Raw genomic sequence first — 17,273 nt, forward strand, 5'->3', positions numbered from 1 at the left:
AGCCATGAAACACCCTCCCCTCAAACTCACCATTGACGAGGCGGCACCCGGCTCCTTCGTTTGGACATTGCTGCAGACCGATGACGGCGGCACGCCGCAGAAGGTCCTGAAAGCCGCCGAAGATGGTTATGACACCTACGAGGCCGCGCTCGCCGCCGGCACGCGCGCCATGGATGCGGAACTGCGCCGCAACGCCGCTGCCGAAGAGCGCACCAGCAAACGCACCGCGGCGGCCAGCAGCTAGGCTCGCCAGCGGGCGCTAGGCCAGGTGCGTCTTCAAGGGCACGGCGGGGTCCGATGCCACCGCCGGGTCTGGGTTGCGCCCGGCTTCCAGCAGCTTGCGGCTCATCATGTGGTCGACAGGCGCGTTGACTGATTCCACGCAACGCAACACGCCATCCACATAGTGCAGCAGCGAGAAGGCCGCCGCGTTCGCGCCCGGGCGGCGCACCGTGCTCGCGCCGGGCGTGCCTTCCGCCGGCACCAGCCCGGCCATCTGCAAGCGCAGGCTGCCCTGATCGGACCAGAACCATGGCACGGCGTCGTGCGGGCGCGCCGCACCGATCAGGGTCGCCACGGCCGTGCGCGCCTGATCGTTGGCGTTCTGCACCGACTCGAGCCGCAGCGCCTGGCCGGCGCGCCGGTCCGGGAAACGCGTGCAGTCACCTACCGCGAGCACCGCCTCGTCGCTGGTCTGCATGTAGGCATCGACCACGATGCCGTCGGCGCATTCAAGACCGGCGGCCTGTGCCAATGCGGTCTCCGGCACGGCGCCGATGCCGACCATCAGCAGGTCTACCGGGAGCGCCTCGCCGTCGACCTCGATGGCGGAGAGGCGCTTCCCGTCGGTCTGCCAGGCACCGGTCTTCACGCCGATGCGAATGTCCATGCCGGCGGCGCGATGTGTCGCGAGCACATGCTCCGACAGCGCAGGCGACACCGCCCGGCTCAGCAGGCGCGGCGCACTTTCAAGCACCGTCACCTGCTTGCCCAGCGCCAGGGCCGTGGCCGCCACCTCCAGCCCAATGAAGCCGCCGCCCAGCACCATCACCCGCTGCGCGGTGCCGAGCATCGAGCGCAACTGCGCCGCCTCGTCCGCTGCCCGCAGCAGCGCCACGTTCGACAACCCAACCAGCGCCGGCAGGCGTCGCGCGCGCGTACCGGTGGCGAGCACCAGCCGCTCCCAGCCCAGCACCGCGCCGGAGCGCAAGGTGACGGTGCGCGCCGCACGATCGATCGAAAGCGCCGGATCGCCCAGGTGCAGCGTGATGCCGGCCTCCGCATACCAGGCCTCGGCACGGTGCAGCTGCGGCGCCTCTTCGGGGCTCTTGAGGAAGGTCTTGGACAGCGGCGGGCGGTGGTAGGGAATGCTGTCTTCCTCGCACACCAGGTGCACGCGGGCGCCCTGCCCGGCCTCGGCCAGTCCGGCGCACAGCTGCGCAGCGGCATGGCCGCCGCCGATGATCACGATGTCTTGGCCTGAACTCATGGAGGTCTCTCGTTGTTGAGGGCGGCTCGTTCCGCTCCAGCTTGCCCGGAGGGCTTCGGCGCAAAGGCGAAACGGCTTCGCATGTGGGATTGTCCTTCAGCGCCCTTCGCATCGCGTGGCCCCCTTCGGGGACATGCCTTCCGAAAAAGGACCACGCCGTTGGCAGGCAAAGACTCTAGCTACATGCTCGCGAGAGCCCATCCAGCCGCTGGTCGTGGGAACGCGAGCATTGACGGATATCGGCCTACCCGTCATAACGAGACGATGGATCTTCACCATCCCCTGTTCCAGAGCCTGCTGATGCCGCTGCTCGTCGCGTTCACGGTGACAGGCATGCTGCGCGGCGCTTTAGGCGGCGTGCAGGGACGGCGCTGGGCAGCCGCGGGCGTGGCCGTGGCCATCGTCGGTGCGGCCGTGTGGCTGCTCGGCTGGCAGTTGCCGCCCGACGCGTTGACCGAGCGGCTGCCCTGGATCTACGTCGCGGCAGCCCTGGTGGGGCTGGGGCTGGAGGCGCTGCATGCCAGCCGCCGGACGGAGTGGCTGGCTGCCGGCCTCCTGTGGGCGCTGGCCCTCGCAACCTTGGCCGCCCAGCCGCTGCCGCTCATGATCGGCCTCTGGCTGCTGGGCCTGGCGGTGATCCGCGCCGTGTTGCGCGAGCACGCGGCCCGCGCCGACGCGGCCGCGGTGCTGGTGATCGCGAGCCTCGGGCTGGCCGCCATCGCCATGCGCTCGGGTTCGGCGCTGCTCTTCGAGGCGAGCCTGGCGCTCGCCGCCGCGGTGGCGGGCGGCGCGCTGTGGCTCTGGCCTTTCGTGCGGATCGCCTTCGGCGCGAGCGGCGCAATAGTGGCGGTGCTGGCATGGCTGGCCTTGATGCTGGCCACGGCGCTGCTGACGGAGGCCCGGCCGCAGCCACTGCTGCTACTGGCCGGCGCCTTCACGTCCGGGCCGCTGGTGCGCTGGACCCGCCGGCGCCTGCGACGCCCGGCTGCACCCGCCATCGCGACCGCCAGGACCTGGGTCGAACCGCTGATCGTCGCTGCCGTCGCGCTCGTCTGGGTCGCCGCCGCGTTCGCCCTGGCGCACAGCGGCGCTACCGATGCGCCAGGAGCTACGATGGACGACCCCTACTACAAGCCCAGGTGGTGAATGCCCGCAACCTGCGCCCATCCCTGATGCGGACCCTGTCAACGCTGCCCGGCATCGATGCGCTGTGGCCCCTGTGCCTGGATATCGTTCGCCATCGCCGCGGCCTGCGGCCAAGGCCGCTACCCGATGCGACACGGCACTTCGCATGGCATCCCACGCGCGGCTTCGTGCTTCACGAGGACGCATGGGACGAAGAAGCCATCGAGCTCTTCGCGCTGCTCAAGCCCGTGCTCGACCGGCCGCCCGAAGGTGCCGCGTGGGTGATCGGGCAGCTGGGCCAGAGTCTCGACGGCTGCATCGCGACGCGTGGGGGTGATTCCAACTTCGTCAACGGGCCCGAGGCGCTGGTACATCTGCACCGGCTGCGAGCGCTGTGCGACGCCGTGATCGTGGGCGCCGGCACCGCCACCATCGACAACCCGCAGCTCACCACGCGCCGCGTCGCGGGCGAGCACCCGGTGCGCGTACTGATCGACCCGTCGCTACGAGTGGTGCCGACGCTGCGCGCGCTGTCGGACCGGCAGGCTCCCACGCTGCTGGTCTGCGATGCCACACGTGCGGCAGAGGCGGCGCAGCGCGTGGGCGCCGAGCAGGTGCTGGGCCTGCCCGGCCTGATGAGCAACGCCGGCGGCCCGCCCAACCTGCGCGTGCTGCTGCCGGCCTTGCAGCAGCGCGGCCTGCGGGTGCTCTTCGTCGAGGGCGGGGGCATTACCGTCTCGCGCTTCATTGCGCAGGGGTGCATGGACCGGCTGCACCTCAGCGTCGCGCCGGTGCTCATCGGCAGCGGGCGGCCGGGGTTGGCGCTCCCGGGCAGCGCGGCGATGCGCGATTGCCCACGGCCTCCTGCCCGTGTGTTCCGCATGGGAGCGGATGTGCTGTGGGACCTGGATCTGCAGCCGGCGCGCTGACGGCGAACGCGGCGGCTATTGGATCGTCAGGCTGCCCTCGTGGCTCAGAACGGTGAACATGCCGCGACCCACGTACTGCAGTTCGACGGCGTCGAACGCGGAACCGCTGATCGAACCACCGGCACCCGAAGTGGTCGAGATGGAGGAAGTGTAGATCTGACCGCCCATCACTGCCGCCGCCAGCTTGCTGCCATCGGCCGAAGAGGCCACGGCAAACCAATCTCGAGTCGACGCGCGCTCCGTCCAGCTCGCACCACTGTCGATCGAGGTGTAGATCTGACCGGGGTAGACCAGCGCCACCAGCCTGCTGCCGTCGGCCGATGAGGCCACCGACTGCCAAGATCGAGGGGACTCGCGCTCCGTCCAGCTCGCACCACCGTCGCTGGAGGTGTAGATAGGGCCCCCCTCCTCCACCGCCACCAGCCTGCTGCCGTCGGCCGACGTGGCCACCGACGCCCACCACCGATCGTCGTTGCCTGCTGTCCAGCTCACGCCGCTGTCGATCGAGGTGTAGATCCGACCGCCGTACTCCACCGCGACCAGCTTGCTGCCATCGGCCGACAAGGCCACGGCACGCCAATTCAGACCGAAGCCGAAGCCGCTTGCCGTCCAGCTCTCGCCGCCGTCGATCGAGGTGTAGATCCCCCCGAACAGCACCACCGCCACCAGCTTGCTGCCGTCGGCCGACGAGGCCACCGACCACCACTGTCGATCGGACTCGTGCGGGGTCCAACTCGCGCCGCCATCGGTCGAGTTGTAGATCTTGCCGCGGTATGCCACTGCCACCAGCTTGCTGCCGTCAGCCGACGAGGCCACCGACCGCCATTCGCCAACGACCTCGCGTGCCGTCCAGCTCACCCCACTGTCGGTCGAGGTGTAGATCTTGCCGCCGTCCACCGCCGCCACCAGCTTGCTGCCGTCGGCCGACGAGGCCACGGCACGCCAGCGTTGATCGGACTCGCGCTCCGTCCAGGTCACGCCGGCCATGCCGCCCAGGCTCTTCGTGTACACCGACTGCCCGGCGTTCTGCGCAATCCGCCAGCCGCCCACGCCGACACCGCTGACGCGCACCACGTCGCCGATGGCGGGATTGGCCGGCAAGGTCAGCACCACCTGCGCCGTCTCGTTGCGCGCGACGTAGCCCGTGTTGGGTTGCGCCTGCACCGCGGTGCCGGTGACGTCGACCCAGGCGAGCGTGGCGCCGGGCGCGCCATTGCAGATGTAGTTCGTGGTGCCGACTTCGCCCACGTCGAGCACGCCGCTGTGGTTGCGGTCCAGGCCCCCCTCGACCTTCCTGCCGCCGTAGATGCAGTTCGCGCCCGCGGGCTCACTGACGATGTTCACCAGCGTGTTCAGCCCGTCCGTGCCATTGGCGCCCTCCGCTCCGCTGGTGCCATTCGTACCGTTGGTGCCATTGGTGCCGCTCGTGCCGTCAACACCGTTGGCGCCATCTCTGCCGTTCGCGCCGCGGATGCCATCGCACACATAGCCGGTGCTGCCGATCTCTGCCGCTTCGAGCAGCCCGTTGGCATTGCCGTCCACGCCCGCGTCGATCGCCTTGCCGCCGGCCGCGCAGTTCGCCCCGCTCGGTTCGTCGCGCATCTGCACCAGCGTGCTCAGGCCATTGCCGCCCGCCACTCCCGAGAGCCCGGTGGCGCCAGGGCTGCCGGAGGTGCCCGCTGCACCGTGGCACACGTACTGGGTGCTGCCGACCTCGCTGGCCGTGAGCACGCCGCTGCCGTCGCTGTCCGGACCTGCTTCGATGCGCACGCCGCCACTGGCGCAGTTCGCGCCAGTCACTTCGGCGTTCACCGACACCAATGTCTTGATGCCGGCGGTGCTGGTGCTGGTGTTCGTCCCCGCGCTGCCGCTGCCGGCGGTGCCGGTGCCTGCAACTTCCAGGGCAGCGATGGCAGCCAACCCGCTTCCATCGCTCGCGCCGCCCCCACCGCAAGCGCTCAGCAGCAAGAAAACCATCAAGGCCGGAATGGAAAGATACGCGGTTCGCATGACTAGATCCTGAGAAAGGGGCGGCGGCAGCTCGGCCTATTGAGTCGTCAGGCTGCCCTCGTGGCTCAGCACGGCAAACACACCGTTGCCGGCATATCGCAGGTCGATGGAATCGGACGAACTGCCGCTGATCGAGCCTCCCGCACCCAGGGTGGTCGAGGCTTCGGACATGAAGATCTGAAAGCCGTCCGCGATCGCCACCATCCTGCTGGCGTCGGCCGAGGCAGCCACCCAATACCAGATGCGGTTGGATTCGCGCGCAGTCCAGCTCACGCCGCTGTCGATCGAGGTGTAGATCTGGCCGCCGACCGCTACCGCCACCAGCTTGCTGCCATCTCCAGAGGAGGCCACGGATGACCATTGCTGGTCGGACTCACCACGGGCCGTCCAGCTCACGCCGCTGTCGGTAGAGGTGTAGATCCGGCCCAAGGATGCCACCGCCACCAGCTTGCTGCCGTCCGCCGACGAAGCCACCGAGGTCCAGGCCTGGGCGGACTCGCGCGCCGTCCAGCTGATACCGCTGTCGGTGGAGGTGTAGAGCTGGCTACTTGCTGCCGCGACCAGCTTGCTGCCGTCGGCGGACGAGGCCACGGAAGTCCAGCTTCGACTGGGCCCGCGTGCCGTCCAGCTGACGCCGCTGTCGGTGGAGGTGTAGAGCTGGCCATTCTGCTCCGGCGCCGCGACCAGCTTGCTGCCGTCGGCGGACGAGGCTACAGAAGACCATCGCCGACCGGAATCCCGCGCCGTCCAGCTGACGCCACTGTCGGTCGAGGTGTAGATCTGACCGAGTCTGCCGTCCGCCGCCACCAGCTTTGTGCCGTCGGCCGAGGAGGCGATGGACTGCCAAGCTCGATCGGACTCGTGCGCCGTCCAGCTCGCGCCGCTGTCGGTCGATGTATAGATCTGGCCGTCGAACACCGACGCCGCCAGCTTGCTGCCGTCAGCCGAGAAGACGACACGACGCCGGTCAAAAGGGGCATCGCCAAACGGATTGCTGGTCGTCCAGGGCAGGTTGGATTCGCGCATGGTCCAGTTGGCCCCCGCCATACCGCCCAGGTTCTTCGTGTCTACCGACTGCCCGGGGTTCTGCGCGACCTTCCAGCCGCCCATGCCGGCACCGCGGACGCGCACCACGTCGCCGATGACCGGATTGGCGGGCAATGTCACCACCACCTGCGCCGTGGCGTTGCGGGCGATGTAGCACGTATTGGGTTGCGCCTGCACCGCCGCACCGGTGACGTCGACTTGGGGGCCTCCGGCGCAGTTGCAGATGTAGCTCGTGGCGCTGATTTCATCCGCATCCAGCATGCCGTTCGCGTTGCTGTCCAACCCTGCAATGACCTTGCTGCCCCCAGCGCAATTCGCCGCCGCGGCGTCGCTGACAACGCTCGCCAGCATGTTCAATCCGCTGGCGGCAATGGTGCCGTCCGTGCCGTTGCACACGTAGCCCGTGCTGCTGATCTCGGCGTCGTCGAGCATGCGGTTGCCGTCGCCGTCGATGCCCACGTGAATCGCCTTGCCGGCGTCCGCGCAATGTGCGCCGCGGGGTTCGTCGCGCATTTGCACCAGCGTGCCGGACGGGCCAGCAGCACCCTGGCACATGTACTGGGCGCTCCCGACCTCGCTAGCCGAAAGCTGGCCGTTGCCATCGCTGTCCAGCCCCGCGTCGATACGCACACCGCCACTGGCGCAATGGAGGCCGGACTCCTCGACGTTCACGGCCAGCAGCGTATTGATCTTGATGGTGCTTGTTCCGCTGGTGTCCGTGGTGGTTCCGGTGCCGGTGCTTGCTCCGGTGTCGGTGTTGGCTCCGAGGGCGTCGGTGCTGGTTCCGTCGGTGCCTGGATCGACGGTGCTCGCCCCGGTGCTTGTGCTCGTGGCTGTGCCCACGGCTGCGAGCGCGGCCAGCGCAGCCAGTTCGCTGCCATTGCTGCCACCGCCGCCGCAGGCGCTCAGCAGCAAGGACAGTATCAGGGACCCGGTGAGGGCATAAGAAGTTCGCATGACTCGATCCTGAGAAATAAAGAGGGCGCGCGGCACCTCGGCCACCGCGCCCACCCCTTCCAGGCCTTCGCGTGCGCAGGCCAGTCGAAGCAACGACGATTCTTGTGACTACGGATCGCTTTGCCTCTATTTCGACAGAAAAAGCGAGAGTTCAGGCAGGCAGGGTCAGGCCATTGGCAGCGCATTTCGCACCTGGCCCGGCCTCGCGATGGAGACGTTGCTTTGGCGCTTGGTGGGCGTCTACGCCGGCAGCATCAGAAGGTCTGTATGACCGACGCGCAGGCAGCTGCGTGGCGCTAGCGCCCGCCGTTTCACCTGCCACGCCTGAACGAGCGCGTGCGCGCTCGGAGCCTGTTCCAGCGCAGCGCTGCCCACGCCGTCGATCATGGCCTGCAGCATGCGCATCTCCTCGATGCGCCAATCGCTGTCCGACAAGGTGACGCGGCAACCCTCGGCAGCCAGGCGAGCTGCCGCTGCCGCCGGAGCTTTGCCGCCGAGCGCAGCACCAAAGCCCTTGTCACGCCGCTGGTGCGCCGCAAACAGCCGGTCGACGGCTTCATCCTCTTCGACGACAGGGTCCCAGCTCACGCGCCCATCGACACTGAGCGCGAAGAACGCCGCCGCGTTCGCCTTGCACACCCGATCGAAAAGCGCATCGAGCCAGGATGCGGAAACAAGGTCCAGCAACGCCGCCGCGGTGACGAGCTGCGCACCCGCAAAGGGCACTGCGTCCAGCGCGCTCGCGAGATCGGCGCGCTGCCATCGCACCTCTGCATTCCAATCCAACCCTTCGACGTGAAGGCGTTGGTCATCGGTGCGCAAGATCAGGTCCTGCGCGTGCGCCCACGCCGCAAAGGCACCCGGCAGCGCAGCCAGGAGCCGCGGATCATGGTCGACCAGCAGCCAGCGTTGCGCACCGCCCAAGCTTGGCGCCAGCGCGCGCAGATTGGCGCCGGTGCCGCAAGCCAGGTCCAGGACATCGAGCGGACGCGCATCGTGGCGCATCCGCCCCGCCATGCCGCGCAAGTCCAGCGTCGCAGCGGATTCGGCACGCGCCGCAAGATCGAAAGGCTCGCGCAGCGCGAGCCAGTCGGCACTGAAGCCTGTCATGGCCTGGCCACCGCCTGCCGCCGAAAGCCCGCGAGCACAGATGCGAAGCGCGCGCTGCTTTGCGCCCAGCCAGGCAGGCGGCCGCCAGCGGCCCGCGCTGCGGCACCAAGCTGCGCACGCCACGGCGCATCGTCCATCAGGCGCTGCAGCGCGTCGCGCAGCTCGCCGACATCGCCAGGCGTCACCAGCATGCCCGCCGCATCCGGCACGGTGTCGGGGATGGCCCCCGCACGCGTGCTGATCACCGGCAGCCCATGCGCCAGCGCCTCGGCCAGCGCCATGCCGTAACCCTCGTGGAACGAAGGCAGCACGAAAGCGTCGGCCTGGGCGTAGAGCGCGCGCAGGCCCGGCTCGTCCAGCTCGCCATGCAGCAGCACGCACTCGCGCAGGCCGTGGGCGTCGATGGCCTGCACGAGCGCGGAGCTGCAGGCGGCGTCCATCACCAGGCTGCCAGCGCAGTGCAGGACCCAGTGCCGATCCTTCAATCCGGCCAGCGCCTCGACCAGCAGCACGTGGCCCTTGCGCGGCGTCACGGTCGCCACGCACAGCAGCGACAGGACATCGCCGCCCGAGCCCGACGCCGGCGGCGCCGGCTCGGTCCCCGGCTCAACCACCACGATGCGCGACGGCACGACATCGAAGTCCGCCAGCGCGCGCGCCGTGGACGGGCTGGTCACGATGACCCCGCGCGCATGGGCGAGTGCACGCCGCTCGCTGTCGAACAGCGCTCGCTGCCGATCGGCATCCAGCCCCGTTTCGAGCGCCAGCGGATGGTGCACCAGCGCGACCCAGTCCAGCCGCTGCGCATGCTCACGCACGAGCTCCGGCAGGACACCGAAGGCCAGGCCATCGACCACGGCGAGCGCGCCGTCCGGCAGCGCCTCGACGACTTGTGCGGCGCGCGCCAGTGCGGCGGCATCCGGCGCCGGATAGCCGTCGCCCAGCGACAGCACCTCGACTGCCCAGTCCCGCGCACGCAATCCCTCGATGATGTGCCGGTCGTAGGCGTAGCCGCCGGTGCGGGTGCCGAGGTCCCCCGGCACCAGGAAGCTGCAGCGGCCTTCCCCCGTCAAAGCACCGCCTCGTACGCCGCCCAGGCCACGTGCGATTCGTTGAGCCGCACGCGCAGGCCCGCCAGTCCGCTCGCATGGGGCCCGAGCTCGCCGGCGGCGATGCGGGCGGCCACGCGCTCGAAGATCACGCGGGCCATGAACTCGGTCGTGGTGTTGCGGCCCTCGAAGGCCGGGTCGTCATCGAGGTTGCGCAGGTTGAGCTCGGCCAGCACGCTGCGCAGGACCTCGGTGGCGCGCGCGATGTCGACCACCATGCCGTCGACGTCGAGCTCGGCGCGGCGCATCTCCAGGTCGACCACATAGGTCGCGCCATGCAGGCGCTGTGCAGGCCCGAAGGCCGCGCCGCGGAAACTGTGGGCAATCATGAAATGGTCGCGGACATTGACGCTGTACATGGTTTCCTTGCAATGGAGTGAGCGAAGAACTCAGGGGTAATCGATTCGATGGCACAAGGTCTGCGGCGCGCCGGCAGCCAGCCGCTCCAGCACCGCGGGCAGCTCGTCGAAGGGCGCGGTATCGGTCAGCAGCGCATCGAGGGCCGGATCGCGCAGCAGCGCCAGCGCCAGCGCCAGACGGCGGCCATGGCTCCAGCGCGCCCGCTGCGGCAACGCGACCTGCCCGACCTGCGAACTCCTGAGCGTGAGCCGCCGCGAATGAAAAGCTTCGCCCAACGGCAGCGTGACCGCCTGCCGCCCGTACCAGCTCATCTCGAGCACCGTGGCCTCGAAGGCGGCAAGCCGAAGCGCGGTGGCCAGCCCTTCGGCGTTGCCGCTGGCATGGATGACCAGGTCCGCATCGGGACGCGCGCACTGCGGGCTCGCGAAGACGAGGCCCAGCCGCTCGGCCACGGCGCGGCGCTGGGGATTCGTGTCGATGACCTCGACCTCGCAACCCGGCATGCGTCCGGCCAGCCAGGCCGCGAGCAGCCCCACCACGCCCGCGCCCACGACTGCGATGCGATCGCCGACGCGCGGCGCCGCGTCCCATAGCGCGTTGACGGCCGTCTCCATGTTGGCCGCGAGCACGGCGCGCGCAGGCGGCAAGCCTTCAGGCAGCGGATGCACCGCCTCGGCGGGCACGACGTAGCGGGTCTGGTGCGGATAAAGGCAGAACACCGCGCGCCCCAGCAGCGGCGGCGGCCCCTGCTCGACCACGCCTACGCTGGCATATCCGTACTTGAGCGGTGCAGGAAAACTGCCTTCCTGGAAAGGCGCGCGCATGCGCTCGTACTCGCTTTCGGGCACCTCGCCGCGAAGCACCAGCAGCTCGGTTCCGCGACTGATGCCGCTGTGCAGCGCGCGCACCAGTACATCGCCAGGTCCGGGCGCAGCCAGCGCAGCCTGCCGCAGGCCGGCGCGGCCCGGCGCCTCGACCCAGCAGGCCCGGGACTCGCCAGGGGCGACGCGAGAGTGATTTGCTGGCATGCTCCTTCGCTCGGCCGCTTGCGGCGGCGATTCGTGTTCGGCAACCGATCTTAAGACCATGCTCACGCGATCCCCTCATGCGCCTGCGTCCGGGGCGGCGCGCCTGGCCGCGCTGCGCCGCGATGCCTGGCGCGAAGCCCTGCCCTGCTTCCTGCTGCTGGCCGCGCTGGCTGCCTTGCTGGGCCGCCTGGGCGAGCTCGGTCCCTGGTTCCAGCTTAAATCGCTCGCCGTGTTCGCGGTGGCCTTCGCGCTGGTGCTCGCAGGGCTCGCTGCGCACGCGCCGAACATGCGGTTCGGCGCCGCCAACCGCGTGACACTGGCGCGCCTGGCGCTGATCGCGGTCCTGGCAGCGCTGATCGGCGAGCCCGCCCACGACGCCATGGCCTGGGGCAGCATCGCAGTCGCCGCCAGCGCCGCGCTGCTCGATGCGCTCGACGGACCCCTTGCGCGCCGGGGCTGCCTGTCCAGCAACTTCGGCGCCCGCTTCGACATGGAAACCGATGCGCTACTGGTCCTGGTGCTGTCGATGCTGGTCGTGCATTTCGGCAAGGCGGGCCCGTGGATCCTGACGGCTGGCCTGATGCGCCATGTCTTCGTCCTGGCCGCACGGCCCTGGCCCTGGCTGGCGCGCACGCTGCCCTCCAGCAGGCGCCGCAAGACGGTGTGCGTGGTGCAGATCACCAGCCTCATCGCGTGCCTCGGCCCGATCATCGCGCTGCCCTGGAGCCGCGCGCTCGCGGCCGCGAGCCTCACCCTGCTGGCGGCGTCCTTCGCGATCGACATCGCCTGGCTGCTGCGCCACCGAGACATTCCACCGGAGACTGCGACATGAAAGCTCCCGCTGTCCGCACGCTGTGCGCGGCCTTCCTGCTGACGTTCGCCGCGGCATCCGCCCGCGCAGAGCCCGCGCGCTACGAGCTCGACCCCGAGCACCTCACCGTGGCTTTCCTGGTCGAGCACATCGGCTACGCCAAGGTGCTGGGCCTGTTCCGCGCTGCGCGCGGCAGCTACAGCTTCGACGAAGCCACCGCCGCGCTCAGCCAGGTGCGCATCGAGATCGACACGCAAAGCGTGTTCAGCAACTACGCCAGCCGCGACCGGCATCTGAAGAGCGCCGACTTCCTCAACAGCGCCGAGTTTCCGCGCATGGTCTTCACCGCCGTGGATGCCAAGCGCACCGGCGAGCGCACCTTCGACATCGCGGGCCAGCTCGAACTGCTGGGCCGCACCCAGCCGCTCACGCTCAGCGCAACCTGGAACAAGAGCGGCGCCTCGCCCATCGACAAGGCCTACATCATGGGTGTCTCGGCGCGCGGCAGCTTCAAGCGCAGCGCGTATGGCATGCGGTACGGTGTCGACAACGGGTGGGTTGGCGACGAGGTGGCGTTGATTATCGAGTTCGAGGCCAGGCGCAAGTGACCGCCGCGCGCGGCCCCCTGACGCCGTGCGTGGGTGGGTGCGGCTGGACGGCGCGCTTCGCCTTGCCGCTGCTGCTGCTCAACGCACTTCTCACGCTGGAGAACCACGGCCCCGGCCTGTGGCCGCGCCCCGCGCTGCGGCTGTCCTTCGAGCTGGTGGTGGCGCTGCTGCTGCTTGCGGCGTGGATCGCCTCGCGCGGCCGGCCCGGCATTGGCGTGCTGCGGATGCTGGCGGCCGCGAGCAGTTTCTGGGTCGTCGCGCGCTACCTCGACGTCACGGTGTCTGCCGTGTTCGGCCGCCAGCTCAACCTCTATTGGGATAGTCGCCACGCGCTGGAGGTACTTCGCATGGGCGAGTTCTCGGCCTGGCAGATCGGCATGGGCGCACTGGCGGTGATGGCCGTGCCGCTGCTGCTGTACGCGCTGGCACTACGCTGCTGGCGCGCGGTTGCGCAGGCGCTCGCCTGGACACCACCGCGGCCGGCGATCGGACTGGCCGGCCTGCTGCTCGGCGCCTGCTTCGCGGCGCACGGCATCGGCGGGCGCGACACGCGCTGGTTCTTCTCCATGCCGGTCGCGCCGATCCTCGCCCACCAGGCCGGGGTCCTGGCGGGCCAGTTGCTGCCCGGACAGGCCAGCGCGCGCCTCGCGCCCAGCCCCGACTTCGCGCAAGGCGGCCTCGCCGGCCTGCATGGTGCGGACGTGCTGCTGCTCTTCGCCGAGTCGTATGGCGTCACCACGCTCGACGATCCGCGGCAAGCCGCCGCCCTCGCGCCGCAACGCGCGGCCTTCGCGCAGGCGCTTGCCGCCGGCGGGCTGCAGGTGGTGTCGGCGCGCGTGCGCTCGCCCACCTACGGCGGCGCATCGTGGCTGGCCCATGCCGAACTGCTGAGCGGCGTCGACATGCAGGACCCCGGCGCCTACGAGCTGCTGCTGGCCACGCAGCGGTCGACCCTGGTGCGCCACTTCCAGGCCAGCGGCTGGCGCACCGTGAACTGGATGCCCGGCCTGCAGCGGCCTTGGCCCGAAGGCCGCTTCTACGGCTTCGATCGCTATGGCGATGCCGAGCGCATCGGCTACCGCGGGCCGGCCTTCGGCTATTGGCGCATTCCCGACCAGGTCTCGATGGCGCTGCTGCATGCGCAGGAATTGACCAGCCCGCCCAGCCAGCGCGCCCCGCGCTTCATGGTCTTTGCGACGCTCGCGAGCCACGCACCCTTCCGGCCGCTGGCGCCCTATGTGACGGACTGGCACAAGCTCACGGGCCATGAGGCCTATACGTCGGCCGAAGTGGCGCGATCACTGGCCTTGCCGGTCTCGTGGCAAACGCCAGTGCCGGCCTATCTCGAATCCCTGGCCTACACCTTCCGATGGCTGGGCGACTATCTCGAACACCGTGCCCCGCGGCAGCTGCTGACCATCGTGATCGGCGACCACCAGCCGCTCGCCAGCGTGAGCGGCACCGGCGCCTCCTGGGACGTGCCGGTCCACATCATCAGCGGCGACGCCGCCCTGCTCAGACGCTTCGAGGCCCACGGCTTCAAGCCGGGCCTGTTGCCGGAACCGGAGCCCGCGGCCATGCGCATGCATGCGCTCACGCCGCTGCTGCTCGAAGTCTTCGATGGCAGCCGGACCGGCTTGCCGGGCGCGGCTGAATGAGGCGGATCGCGAAGGACTGTTCCGAGCAATAGTTCACAGTCGCGGAGGCGCGTGGTCTGATACCTTTTCGCCCATGCGCATCCTTCTCCTTCTTGTCAGCATCGCGATCCCTGTCACGGCCTGGTGGCTGGGTTCCTTCACCGGTCTCCTGATCGCCATCGGCACCTGCTTCGTGCTGGCCGCCGCGAGCTTCGCCTATTCAATGGCAAGCAAAGAGGCCCGCGAGTCGAAGCAGCTGCAGCGCGCCTTCGGCCGCAGCACCACCTTCCTCGCCGGCCTGCGCAAGCACTGAATGCGACCTGGGCCTGACTGGCCCGACAAGCCCCCCTCCTTCACGCCGCGTCCGGGTCTCCAGCTCGGTCAGAATGCGGCTCGCTTGCGCGCGCGCGGGCATCGCAACATCAACATCAACATGGAGTATCCAGAGTGATCCTGAGGAGCCCCCTCCCCCTGGCTGTTGCAGCCGCCGCCTCTTTCATGCTCGGGGGCTGCTCGACGCAGTCCCGCATGTCCGCCGAGGCCGCCGCGCCCGCGCCGGCAGCGCAGGCCGCGCCTGCACCCGCTGCACCGCCCGCACCGCCGCCGGTGCCCGAAGGCCTGAGCTACCGAGAGCTGTCCGAGTTGCTGGCGGTCGGCACGGAGAAATCGGTCAAGCAGAACGTCGTGGGCCAGACCGTGCTGCTGAACCTCGCGCGGGCCAGGGGCCGCAATGCACCCGCGGGGACGTACACCGCCGAGAACGGCGATCCGGTCTTCTTCCGGTGCCGCGCGGTCGCAGGCGGCTTCACGGGTGGCGAGGTCACGACGAAGGTCCAGGACCTGCGCTTCGTCGCCAGGACGAAGCAGAAGATCCTCGACCTCGAGCGCTGCAGCCCCACGGCTGCGGAGCCCGCCAGGGCGGCTGCCGCCCCTGCGCCGGCGCCCGCTACAGCCCCTGCGCCGGCAGCACCCCAGCCGGCCCCGGCGCCCCGCACGGGCGGCCCCGCCAAGCCCGGCATGGATGCCCAGGGGAATGTGCTCGATTCGTCCAAGGTCGAGGCCGGCAGTGGCCGGACCGTCAAGGGCTTGAACGAGTACGAAGGCGAAATCACCGGCAACCCCGCAGCCAACAGCAAATTCACCAGGCTGCAGATCGGCATGCCGGTGCGGCAGGTGACCGACCTCGCGGGCCCGCCCACGGACCAGGGCGCCTACATCACCGGCAAGGCCTGGATTCCGTTCTACTTCGGCGCCGACCGGCACCGCTTCGAGATGACCTACAAGGGCCAGGGCCGCCTGATCTTCGCCGGCGGCGGCATGGGCGACTTCGGCAGCGGCTACCTGATCTGGATCATCCACAACCCCAACGAGCCAGGCTACCGCTGATCGCGGTGCGCGGCCCGGGCGAATCCATGCCGGGGCCGTTCAGCCCGCCGCCGCCTTGGCCACCGCAACGTCGGTCTCGCGCGGCAGCGTCACGTTGTTCTTCACCGCCAGGATCTCCGCCATCACGCTGACGGCGATCTCCGGCGGCGTCTTGCTGCCGATGTAGATGCCGATCGGGCCGCGCAGGCGCGCGAGCGAGGCATCGGTCTGCTCGAAGTGCTCGATCATCCGCTCGCGCCGCGCCTGCGCGTTGCGGCGGGAGCCGATCGCGCCGACATAGAAGGCGTCGCTCTGCAGCGCCTCCAGCAGGGCGAGGTCGTCGAGCTTGGGGTCGTGCGTGAGCGCGACCACGCAGCTGCGGCGGTCGGGCTTGAAGGCGAGCACGGCATCGTCGGGCATCTCGGTGCTGATCGTCACGCCCGGCGTGGACCAGGCTGTGCGGTACTCGGCGCGCGGGTCGCACAGCGTGACCGCGAAGCCGCTGAACTTGGCCATGGTCGACAGGTATTCGGCGAGCTGGCCGGCGCCGATCAGCAGCATGCGGTACTCGGGCCCGAAGGTGTTGACCAGCTCCTTGTCGTTGACAGTGAGCTCGGCGGGCGCACTCGCCTCGGCAACCCGCACAACGCCGTCGGCCAGCGAGACCGAACGCTGCATCAGCCTTCCCTGCTCCAGTTGCTCCACCAGCGCAGCCAGCGAGGCGGCATCGAGGTCGTACTCGAGCAGCAGCTCCAGCGTGCCGCCGCAGGGCAGACCGAAGCGGTGCGCCTCGTCGGCGGTGATGCCGTACTTGACCAGATTCGGCGGGCCCGAGGGCATTTCGCCCGGGGCGCCATGGGCGCGGCTGTAGCGCGCGATCAGGTCGTCCTCGATGCAGCCGCCCGAGACCGAGCCGACCACCGCACCGTCCTCGGCCAGCGCCATGATCGAGCCGATCGGCCGCGGCGAGGAGCCCCAGGTGCGCACCACCGTCGTGAGCAGCGCGCGGCGGCCCGCGAGCCGCCAGTCGCGCAGCGTGCGCAGGACCATCACGTCGAGGTTTTCCATGCTCGTCTTCCGTCTCGCTATTCGGCCGGCTTCTCGCCGGCGTCCGCGTCGGGCGTGTCGTCCTTCTTGCCGAAACCCATCTTGCGCATCAGGCCTGCCATCTTGCCGGTCTTCTCGGAGGACTCTCCAGCCTGCGCCTCGGTACTCTCGACAGCGGGAGGCGGACCGTAGCGCGCCTGCATCTCGGCCTCGAAGCGCTTGAAGAAGTCGTCGGCCGTCGACTTGGCCGCGCCGTCGATCAGGCGCTGGCCCAGCTGCGCGATCTTGCCGCCGACCTGCGCCTGCACCGTGTAGTCGAGCTCGCACGCCGAATCGGTGCCGTCCACCGGCTTGAGCGTCACGCCCGACGAGCCCTTGGCGAAGCCGGCCACGCCGCCCTGCCCTTCGAAGGAGAGCTTGTAGCTGTCGGGAGGCGTGATGTCGGCGAGCCTGACCTTGCCATTGAACTTGGCCGAGACCGGGCCGATCTTCACGGCCAGCGCCACCGTGTATTCGTTGTCGCCGACGGGCTCGAACTTGTCGCAGCCGGGGATGCACTTCTTGAGCGTCTCCGGATCGTTGAGCGCCTCCCAGGCCTGCTGCTGCGTGATCGGGAGGCGGCGGTTGCCGAGCATTTCCAT

The 17,273-nt window shown here is 69.7% G+C and carries 17 protein-coding genes; 8 read left to right on the plus strand and 9 right to left on the minus strand.

The window, feature by feature from the left end:
- The first annotated feature begins 4 nt into the window (after positions 1 to 4).
- Positions 5 to 244: a hypothetical protein gene (locus G3W89_RS21520; protein ID WP_162576078.1), complete on the plus strand. Its 240-nt coding sequence runs from the start codon at positions 5 to 7 to the stop codon at positions 242 to 244.
- Between the two features lie 15 nt (positions 245 to 259).
- On the opposite strand, the gene G3W89_RS21525 is transcribed toward G3W89_RS21520, so the two are convergent.
- Positions 260 to 1,489, minus strand: a complete 1,230-nt coding sequence (locus G3W89_RS21525; RefSeq protein ID WP_162576079.1) for an NAD(P)/FAD-dependent oxidoreductase — start codon at positions 1,487 to 1,489, stop codon at positions 260 to 262.
- A 264-nt stretch (positions 1,490 to 1,753) separates the two neighbouring features.
- Here G3W89_RS21525 and G3W89_RS21530 point away from each other — a divergent pair, with 264 nt between their 5' ends.
- Positions 1,754 to 2,635 (plus strand): hypothetical protein, encoded by an 882-nt coding sequence (locus G3W89_RS21530; protein WP_162576080.1) that lies wholly within the window; start codon positions 1,754 to 1,756, stop codon positions 2,633 to 2,635.
- Positions 2,632 to 3,543, plus strand: coding sequence for a dihydrofolate reductase family protein (locus G3W89_RS21535; protein WP_162576081.1), 912 nt, complete (start codon positions 2,632 to 2,634; stop codon positions 3,541 to 3,543). Before G3W89_RS21530 ends, G3W89_RS21535 begins: the two co-directional genes overlap by 4 nt.
- A 15-nt stretch (positions 3,544 to 3,558) precedes the next feature.
- Here the strand turns inward: G3W89_RS21535 and G3W89_RS21540 are convergent, their stop codons facing one another.
- The 6 genes from G3W89_RS21540 to G3W89_RS21565 form a co-directional block, all read right to left on the minus strand.
- Entirely contained in the window at positions 3,559 to 5,553 is a 1,995-nt protein-coding gene (locus tag G3W89_RS21540) for a WD40/YVTN/BNR-like repeat-containing protein (protein WP_162576082.1), read from the minus strand.
- 36 nt (positions 5,554 to 5,589) lie between these two features.
- On the minus strand, positions 5,590 to 7,557 hold the full coding sequence (locus G3W89_RS21545) for a WD40/YVTN/BNR-like repeat-containing protein (protein WP_162576083.1): 1,968 nt from the start codon (positions 7,555 to 7,557) through the stop codon (positions 5,590 to 5,592).
- Between the two features lie 240 nt (positions 7,558 to 7,797).
- Positions 7,798 to 8,667 carry a class I SAM-dependent methyltransferase gene (locus G3W89_RS21550; protein ID WP_162576084.1) on the minus strand — a complete coding sequence of 290 codons (870 nt, stop codon included), beginning with the start codon at positions 8,665 to 8,667 and terminating at the stop codon, positions 7,798 to 7,800.
- Positions 8,664 to 9,740 carry a glycosyltransferase family 4 protein gene (locus G3W89_RS21555; RefSeq protein ID WP_162576085.1) on the minus strand — a complete coding sequence of 359 codons (1,077 nt, stop codon included), beginning with the start codon at positions 9,738 to 9,740 and terminating at the stop codon, positions 8,664 to 8,666. The genes G3W89_RS21550 and G3W89_RS21555 overlap by 4 nt, the downstream gene beginning before the upstream one ends.
- Positions 9,737 to 10,135, minus strand: a complete 399-nt coding sequence (locus G3W89_RS21560; RefSeq protein ID WP_162576086.1) for a 6-pyruvoyl trahydropterin synthase family protein — start codon at positions 10,133 to 10,135, stop codon at positions 9,737 to 9,739. The genes G3W89_RS21555 and G3W89_RS21560 overlap by 4 nt, the downstream gene beginning before the upstream one ends.
- Positions 10,136 to 10,165: 30 nt before the next feature.
- Positions 10,166 to 11,164 carry a zinc-dependent alcohol dehydrogenase gene (locus G3W89_RS21565; protein WP_162576087.1) on the minus strand — a complete coding sequence of 333 codons (999 nt, stop codon included), beginning with the start codon at positions 11,162 to 11,164 and terminating at the stop codon, positions 10,166 to 10,168.
- A 58-nt stretch (positions 11,165 to 11,222) separates the two neighbouring features.
- On the opposite strand from G3W89_RS21565, the gene G3W89_RS21570 reads away from it, so the two are divergent.
- The 5 genes from G3W89_RS21570 (at position 11,223) to G3W89_RS33375 (ending at position 15,606) form a co-directional block, all read left to right on the plus strand.
- Positions 11,223 to 11,996, plus strand: coding sequence for a CDP-alcohol phosphatidyltransferase family protein (locus tag G3W89_RS21570; RefSeq protein WP_162576088.1), 774 nt, complete (start codon positions 11,223 to 11,225; stop codon positions 11,994 to 11,996).
- Positions 11,993 to 12,583, plus strand: coding sequence for a YceI family protein (locus tag G3W89_RS21575; protein WP_162576089.1), 591 nt, complete (start codon positions 11,993 to 11,995; stop codon positions 12,581 to 12,583). The genes G3W89_RS21570 and G3W89_RS21575 overlap by 4 nt, the downstream gene beginning before the upstream one ends.
- Entirely contained in the window at positions 12,580 to 14,241 is a 1,662-nt protein-coding gene (locus G3W89_RS21580; RefSeq protein WP_162576090.1) for a hypothetical protein, read from the plus strand. The genes G3W89_RS21575 and G3W89_RS21580 overlap by 4 nt, the downstream gene beginning before the upstream one ends.
- Before the next feature lie 73 nt (positions 14,242 to 14,314).
- Positions 14,315 to 14,533, plus strand: coding sequence for a hypothetical protein (locus G3W89_RS21585; RefSeq protein ID WP_162576091.1), 219 nt, complete (start codon positions 14,315 to 14,317; stop codon positions 14,531 to 14,533).
- Between the two features lie 215 nt (positions 14,534 to 14,748).
- Entirely contained in the window at positions 14,749 to 15,606 is an 858-nt protein-coding gene (locus G3W89_RS33375) for a hypothetical protein (RefSeq protein ID WP_232076673.1), read from the plus strand.
- A gap of 39 nt (positions 15,607 to 15,645) precedes the next feature.
- Here G3W89_RS33375 and G3W89_RS21595 read toward each other — a convergent pair whose 3' ends face one another.
- Together G3W89_RS21595 and G3W89_RS21600 are read right to left on the minus strand one after the other, a co-directional pair.
- Positions 15,646 to 16,653: an XdhC family protein gene (locus G3W89_RS21595; RefSeq protein WP_162576092.1), complete on the minus strand. Its 1,008-nt coding sequence runs from the start codon at positions 16,651 to 16,653 to the stop codon at positions 15,646 to 15,648.
- Positions 16,654 to 16,670: 17 nt separating this feature from the next.
- Complete coding sequence (locus tag G3W89_RS21600; RefSeq protein ID WP_162576093.1) at positions 16,671 to 17,273, minus strand: CoxG family protein; 603 nt, start codon at positions 17,271 to 17,273, stop codon at positions 16,671 to 16,673.

The organism is Variovorax sp. PBL-H6 (assembly GCF_901827155.1).
Taxonomy (GTDB): domain Bacteria; phylum Pseudomonadota; class Gammaproteobacteria; order Burkholderiales; family Burkholderiaceae_C; genus Variovorax.